The sequence below is a fragment of the Psychrobacter sp. GW64-MNA-CIBAN-0177 genome, assembly GCF_040309585.1.
GTDB lineage: Bacteria > Pseudomonadota > Gammaproteobacteria > Pseudomonadales > Moraxellaceae > Psychrobacter > Psychrobacter okhotskensis.
The window spans coordinates 1-285 of the sequence record NZ_JBEOOY010000141.1; the positions used below are offsets into that span (position 1 = coordinate 1).

The window sequence follows — 285 nt, forward strand, 5'->3', positions numbered from 1 at the left end:
CTATTATGGCTTGCATAACTCGCTAGCGGTTAGCTGGTTTTATGGGCTATTTTTATTTGGTGGGGCAATGGTGCATCTGACGCTTGATGAGATGTATAGCGTGAATTTATCAGGAATGACGCTCAAGCGCTCAGCAGGTACCGCAATGAAGTTTTATCAACATAAAGATAAGCAGTGGTATCTATTGTTGTATGTACTATTAGGATTATTGGTGTACGCTGCACCGCCTTTTGCACCGTTTTGGGAGCAGCTGCGCGATCCTGCACCGTGGGCACAGCTTAAGGT

The 285-nt window shown here is 45.6% G+C and carries 1 pseudogene; it reads left to right on the plus strand.

The window, feature by feature from the left end:
* Positions 1–285 (plus strand): annotated as a pseudogene (locus AAEY79_RS14525) (hydrolase); the annotation flags it as partial.